This window comes from Pseudomonas sp. K5002 (assembly GCF_013386655.1).
Lineage (GTDB): Bacteria > Pseudomonadota > Gammaproteobacteria > Pseudomonadales > Pseudomonadaceae > Aquipseudomonas.
In genome coordinates, this window is the sequence record NZ_JACARK010000088.1 from 26,992 (window position 1) to 33,093 (window position 6,102).

General features: G+C 54.2%; 8 protein-coding genes. All 8 read right to left on the reverse strand.

Annotated elements, in window-relative coordinates:
- Positions 1-373: 373 nt before the first annotated feature.
- Complete coding sequence (locus HX846_RS05445; protein ID WP_178965088.1) at positions 374-652, reverse strand: hypothetical protein; 279 nt, start codon at positions 650-652, stop codon at positions 374-376.
- Positions 653-850: 198 nt separating this feature from the next.
- Positions 851-2,395: a tyrosine-type recombinase/integrase gene (locus tag HX846_RS05450; RefSeq protein WP_178965089.1), complete on the reverse strand. Its 1,545-nt coding sequence runs from the start codon at positions 2,393-2,395 to the stop codon at positions 851-853.
- Positions 2,396-2,633: 238 nt separating this feature from the next.
- On the reverse strand, positions 2,634-2,903 hold the full coding sequence (locus HX846_RS05455) for a hypothetical protein (RefSeq protein ID WP_004371186.1): 270 nt from the start codon (positions 2,901-2,903) through the stop codon (positions 2,634-2,636).
- A gap of 328 nt (positions 2,904-3,231) precedes the next feature.
- On the reverse strand, positions 3,232-3,585 hold the full coding sequence (locus tag HX846_RS05460; RefSeq protein WP_008434891.1) for a gamma-glutamylcyclotransferase family protein: 354 nt from the start codon (positions 3,583-3,585) through the stop codon (positions 3,232-3,234).
- A gap of 18 nt (positions 3,586-3,603) precedes the next feature.
- Positions 3,604-4,266 (reverse strand): M24 family metallopeptidase, encoded by a 663-nt coding sequence (locus HX846_RS05465; protein ID WP_178965090.1) that lies wholly within the window; start codon positions 4,264-4,266, stop codon positions 3,604-3,606.
- Positions 4,267-4,427: 161 nt separating this feature from the next.
- The gene (locus HX846_RS40355) at positions 4,428-4,703 is read right to left on the reverse strand and encodes a hypothetical protein (RefSeq protein WP_161635744.1); all 276 of its coding nucleotides are present in this window, start codon (positions 4,701-4,703) and stop codon (positions 4,428-4,430) included.
- A 114-nt stretch (positions 4,704-4,817) separates the two neighbouring features.
- On the reverse strand, positions 4,818-5,396 hold the full coding sequence (locus tag HX846_RS05475; protein ID WP_177067022.1) for a DUF4337 domain-containing protein: 579 nt from the start codon (positions 5,394-5,396) through the stop codon (positions 4,818-4,820).
- A gap of 54 nt (positions 5,397-5,450) precedes the next feature.
- The coding region (locus HX846_RS05480; protein ID WP_178965091.1) for a LysR substrate-binding domain-containing protein at positions 5,451-6,102 on the reverse strand (652 nt) is incomplete at its 5' end.

The window sequence follows — 6,102 nt, forward strand, 5'->3', positions numbered from 1 at the left end:
GGGGTTAATAAAGTTTGGTGATTTGCTTTAAGTGTCCTGTGTCAGTGTTTGTTGCAAAAAACCTTATAATCCAAATAATATAGAGCACTCTAACTTTTCTCTAAAGTTAAGGGGTACCCAGAAACTCAGAGCCCATCGTCCTCGGATTGGGTTTTGGCCAGCGTCTGTGCATGAGGCCATGAGAAGGTGCTTTGTCACAAGTGCTGTCACCCCCTGTCACAAGTCATTGCCATATCGTTTCCCGCCTCGGTACGATTCCGCCACCTGATTCCTTGAAGAACAGTTAATCGGCGAACAGCGTTTCCCGACGCTCACCCATCGGATTTCAGAGCTAAGCGCACGAGAAGTCTCACCAGATTGCCGATTCTAAATTTCAGGGAGTTGTGGTGGCAGCGTCATAGGCTTGGAGAGTAAATGTCTCAAATGACCCATCGACAACAATATCCACGCCCGAGAACTTATCGACCTTATTGGTCCCGCCGATAAAAGCATACCCGTCACGCCACACAAATACTCCCTGCTCCTTAAGCGTCATTGCAATTTGCGTGGCCACCACGCCCCGCACAAAACGAGAATCGAACTGCATCCTTTGCAGGACATCCACCATCCCGTCCACCGGCGCTTCCTCACCTTTATAATAGGTGTAGGGCATGCTCACGAACTCTTCATTTGCGTCTACCACTCGGCTTCTCCTTAGCTTGAGTTAAGGGCGTAATGTAGCCCGAAAATTACGATAGCACAGAGCCATGGATGATTTAATAAAGCCATGAAAGGATGGTGCGCGCGTACGTGAATTCTGCTGAGCATTGTCCACACCGTTTTTCACAATTCACACAGGAACGCGTGGCAATCAAAATATCGTTGCGTCGTCACCAGACAGTTCTGTTTTCAGGGACGGGAGTTTGGAGATTGCTGCGAGTTTCTGAGCTGTACTCGCACCTTTCGAATACACGTCGTGGGTGACAGAGCCCGTTTCATGTCCAGCCATTTCTTTTGCCAATGCGTCTGGTACGTCAGCTCTGATCAACTCAGTAATTACGGTATGTCGGAAACTATGAAACACGTGGAGTTTGCTGAAGCCTGCGGCTGTCCGTAATCTACCAAACGCCTTGGATTTCGCGTGGGAGCGTTTGCCGTATTGGTCGTGTGAGCTGGTGGGGATCAGGAAGGTATCAGTAGTTTCTTCGCACAGGCGTTCAATGGTAGTGGCCAGGCTCGGATGGATTGGCAACACACGCTTGCTCGCCTTGCTCTTGCTCTTCGGAAAGTCGAAGCATCGGATGCCGTCAACAGTGATCACGCTGTCTTTGCTCAAACGACATAATTCTTCGATCCTGGCCCCTGTGTACCAGCCCAATACGATGAGGTCTGCAAGCGGTTTATCCCTATTGTTCAGTGCTGCTTGGTGCAGCTTGAGAGTATCAGCCCGCGTGTATATTTCCCTGTCTTTGCCTGCTGTCTCGGAGCCTCCCCCCTGTGGTAGGTCGTGGCCTATAAATGGGTTCACCTTGTCTTTGTATTCTTCACGCCAAGCTGCGTCATATTTCATCGCCCACTTCCAAAACGCAGTACCAGCCATGAGGTATTGCCCTAACGTAGCGGGGGCACGATTCAGAGACTTCAGCCATTCATCTACCGTATCGAAGTTGATAGGCCGTCCGTCTTGCTTGAGGAAGGCTGACAGTCGCTTCATCTTCTCCACTTGTTGATCGACGTGCTTTGCAGCACCCCCACGACTCTCCCTGAAGGCGCGATACGTCTTTAATCGGGATGGAGTGATAGGTGAGGAGGGTTTGTAACAGGTCGGCTCTGCTGTGATGGCCCTAGCTTCAGCGATTTCAGAAGAACTGAGACCGTGGCGATCTTGAGCTATTTGTACAGTCACGCGGCGGATCAGGGCAGCGGCAAATTGAACATTGTCCAAGTCAGAAGTGACTTCAGTATCAAAATCCAGTCGATTACGGACTGCCTGAACCAATCCTTTGGCTCCTCTGTCTTCAAGTGCCTGAAGGTCCACTAGGAACGATTGGATTTCAAGATCCAACTTTTCCTTTCGTGCCATGACCTCGTGTTCAGTACCTCCCGCAGGTTTTGATGGGTTTTTGATAGCTTCGAGCAGGTGAGAATCAACTAGGGTGTCAAATTTTAAACTCTGGTCAGCGATCTGCTGTCGCCACTGTTCTCGGGACTCCTTTCTGAAAGCTCTGGCTGCTTCAAACTTTGCCTTCCACTGGGTGAGATAGGGCAGGCGTGCGTCCATTGCTACCTTCCGTAGTCCCGTCTTCAATGACTGAATAAGTACCTTACAACCAATGGCTTTCTGCACATCTACAGGCACTGCCAGTCGCACGTACCAAGTGGATTCACCTTTCTTTTGAATCAGGTTGTCTGCCATCGGAGCGCCGTAAAATGGGGGGGTGGTACAGCGGATTGTACTACTCATTTGTACTACTATGCGCGCTGTAAGCCCCGTAATACGGGGTTTTCTGGTCGAAAGAGGTGTTAAATTCGAATCTCTCCTTCACCGCCAAATTCGATGTAAACAAAACCCCTGGTTTCGAGAGAAGCCAGGGGTTTTGTGGTTTCTGGGGTTTGAATAGGTGGTTGTGCCAGGGAAAATTAAGCCAATGGGTTTAGGAACACTGCGTAGCCATACGTCGCCCAATAACATCCAGCAAATCACAACCATCGCGCAATGGAATTGAACACAGCAGCGAAAAATCGCTAAGCACAACCGTATCGCTGCTGATTTCCGCACGCAGTGCCAGATTTTCAAGAACTTGAGTAACAGCACGAATTCGATACCCAGCAGCGTCCAGCAAAACGTCCAGCGGCGCAGTGGTATCTACAAAAAGGGCAGGTGTCTCGCAATCGTTGCTGGTGAGGGCCATGTATTGGTTCATGCGTGAATCTCCGTTTGCTTAAGGAGAGCTGCCACACATTCGTTACCAAACAAAAGGGTGGCAGCTGTACGCAGGTTGGCGAACCGGACAAATTGGAAAACCGGCAGACCCGAAGGTCTCCCACGCACAGCTACCATCGAGCAGCTTATTGCGCGTAGGGGCATCCCGCAAACTTAGCCGGGAGGCCTCTGCCAATTTGTAGTCGAGTCGCCAAACCCGGTCGCTATGAGAGCGACCGGCGAACTATATGCCCCACCTCACAAACCCGGCAGGGCATGCCTTCCGATTGATCTGTAGGAAATCACTCCGACTGACCAACTGCACGCCCTCAAGCCTGCACATACACCCAAGCCGTCAACCCCGAAGCCAACCCCACCGAAACCCGCTTATAGTCCGACACTTCATACGCATCCGCCGCCGCCAGTTCCTGCTCGGTAATCTGAAACACCATCCCTTCAACACTGTCCTCATTCCGCCCGCTCGGCGAAACAATCGGATGATGGGTCTTGCCACTGGCCGCCAACACCTCAGGATCGGTAATCTCCACCCAGCTTGTCGAATACCCCAGCATCGCATCCTGCTGACCCACCAACTCCCGCCCAAAGTTGGCCAGCTGCACTGCCTTGTCCTGCAACGTGCCGTAGGAAAACAACAGCACGGGAAATTCGGTCGAGCGTTCCATCTTTATTCCTTGAAAAAGTTAAGCCAGCAAATCTTCGTAAAACGCACCATAAGCCCCGCTCGGGTGCGCGATCTGTATCTCCAGAATCCACAGCCCTTCATTCGGATACTGGTCAAAATCCCCAAGATCACCGCCACGGTAAATCGCATGGGGAAAGTCGCTGACACGGTGCCCTTTGATGTCCAGGTTCAGCACCCAACCCATTTCCTTCGCTTGCTCTTCGGCAAAACGATACAGCTCCAGGCCGACGACTTTGTCGTTCCTCCAGCGCCGCTCAACCCGATCAAACAACTCTTTTGCCGCGCTCGCACACGCCTTCAGCTCGGGGTCGTTACCGGTGCTGAAGGTCGCCCCCGCATCACCTTCATGGCCTTGCCACACGGCGCCCATGTCGATGAAGTAGATGTCGTTTTCCCCCAGCACCGGGTCGCCGTCGGAGCGTTCCTTGAAGGTCTTGAGGGTGTTGGCGCCAAAGCGCACCAGCAGGGGGTGCCAGATGCGCTGCATGTCGAGGTCGGCGAGGACTTTTTTGCCGAGTTCGCGGGCTTCGGATTCGAGCATGCCGGGGCGGATGAGCCTGGACAGCGCTTCGATGGCGCGCCAGGTCATGGCCTGTGCGTAGCGCATTGACTCGATGCTGTAGGCGACGCCCACAGCTTCCTTGGATGATTGTGCGGTCACCGGCTTTTCCTCGGCTTTATAGTGTCAGGCGTTATGCGTTTTACTATATAGCGAGTAGGTGTAGGACCCCAAGCGGATATGCCGGAATATGCCGATGTTTTCTGACGCGAGGGGGCTGGTGAATATAAGTGAGTCTAGGAGGAGGGGGGGGTATCAGATGGTCAGTAGAAGATTCCCGCAAGATTGCCCTTTTCTACGAATTCACGCGGCTCGCGTAAAATTTGCTCCAGAATTGAGAGTCTCGAGCTGCCTTCTTCGCGTAGAAGGGTACCGACGAGTAGGCCTCTTTTAAGCGTCGCGAGCCCTGCGCCCGCCTTTCGGCTTCCTGGATGCTCAAAGCTCCACTTTGCCAGATTTCCATCCAGAAGCTGTCGGCCCGCAGTGTCTCGGAAGGTTTTGTTTGCGAAGTCGTAATAAGCATTTCGTACCTCCGGCACGTTGCGAGCGATGGCGAGTTTTATAGTCGGTTTGGTTTGGTGATAGCTATCAGCGAAATACGACGATACGTGACGTCGTATTTCTGCTTTCGAGGGGCGATGAAAATCCAGCTCTCAAATATGCAACCACGCCATCCCACCCAACACCACACTCATGCCACCGGCGGTATAGGCCATGCGTTTCAACCACTCCTTCCTTGTCAGCAAGGTAATCGCCGCCATCGAAATCGCGATCTGAATCGCGGTCATCGCCTGCGCCCAGCGGTGATGCTGATGCAGCGCCTGTTCTGACTTTTCATCCCATTCCTTCGACGTGGCCTCGAGCTTTTCGGCTTGTTTGCGCACGTCTTCCTTCTGGGTTTTATAACGCTCGATCTCGTCGGTGTAGTGCTTGGCGTCAACACCCGGAATATGCGTTGCCAGCTCCGCAAGGTTCTGCCGGCTGGATTTGGCCTGGTAGTAGTTCCACTGGTTGGCGGCTTCGGTCTTGAAGATGGCGGCGTTGTTTTTGTCCATCGCCGCTTCGCTTTCGGTGGAGCCGGCCTGGTAGCTGAGCATGGCGCCGACGGTGGCCATGATGGCGGTCATCACGGCGATGCGGCTGGCGAAATTGTCTCCGCTGCGGTGGGCATGTTCGGTGGCGTGTTCGACGTGTTTTTCGTGGGGGCTGGGGACTTCGAAGGCTTCGGACATGGGGGCGTCTATGAAGGGTTTGAGGGACTCTGATTCTTCACCAGCGAAGCTGTCTCAATCCTGTACGTAATGCTGCAAACCGGCCACCAGGGCGTCAAAGGTGACGCGGCAGCGCGGGCTGTTGCGCAGGTCTTCGTGCATGGTGACCCAGGTGTCCAGTTGCAGGGCAAATGCGTCCGGCAGCACTCGGCTCAGGCGGGCGTCTTGCCGGGCCAGTTTGACCTGGCAGCCACCGATGCCGGCGCCGGCGCGGATCAGGGCCAGTTGTGCGAGGTCGCTGTCGCTGCTGAGGGAAAAGGCGCTGCGCTCGAAGCCTTTGACGGCCAGGCTGCGGATGAAGGCGCTTTCCTGGTCGTAGCCGATGACTGAATGAGCTGAGAGATCATTCAGGCTCTGGGGGATGCCATGTTGTTGCAGGTAGTCGTTGCGCGCATGCAGGCCGACTTCAATAACGCCGATCCTTTTCGCCAGAAGTTGTTCCTGGCTGGGTCGGACCATTCGCACAGCGATGTCTGCCTCCAGTTGCAGCAGGTCCAGCAGGCGATTGCTCAGCACCAGTTCGACCTTGAGGTGCGGGTGCTGTTGGCGCAGGCGGGTGATGATCGGCGGCAGGACTTCCACGCCGATCACTTCGCTGGCAGACACTCGTACCACGCCGCGCACTTCGGGGCCTTTGGGCGACGCGGCGCGCTCGAGTGCGGCGGCG

Coding starts and splice junctions, on each gene's coding strand:
- HX846_RS05475 (WP_177067022.1), bottom strand. CDS start 5,396: ATGTCCGAAGCCTTCGAAGTCCCCAGCCCCCACGAAAAACACGTCGAA.
- HX846_RS05455 (WP_004371186.1), bottom strand. CDS start 2,903: ATGAACCAATACATGGCCCTCACCAGCAACGATTGCGAGACACCTGCC.
- HX846_RS05450 (WP_178965089.1), bottom strand. CDS start 2,395: ATGGCAGACAACCTGATTCAAAAGAAAGGTGAATCCACTTGGTACGTG.
- HX846_RS05445 (WP_178965088.1), bottom strand. CDS start 652: ATGCCCTACACCTATTATAAAGGTGAGGAAGCGCCGGTGGACGGGATG.
- HX846_RS05460 (WP_008434891.1), bottom strand. CDS start 3,585: ATGGAACGCTCGACCGAATTTCCCGTGCTGTTGTTTTCCTACGGCACG.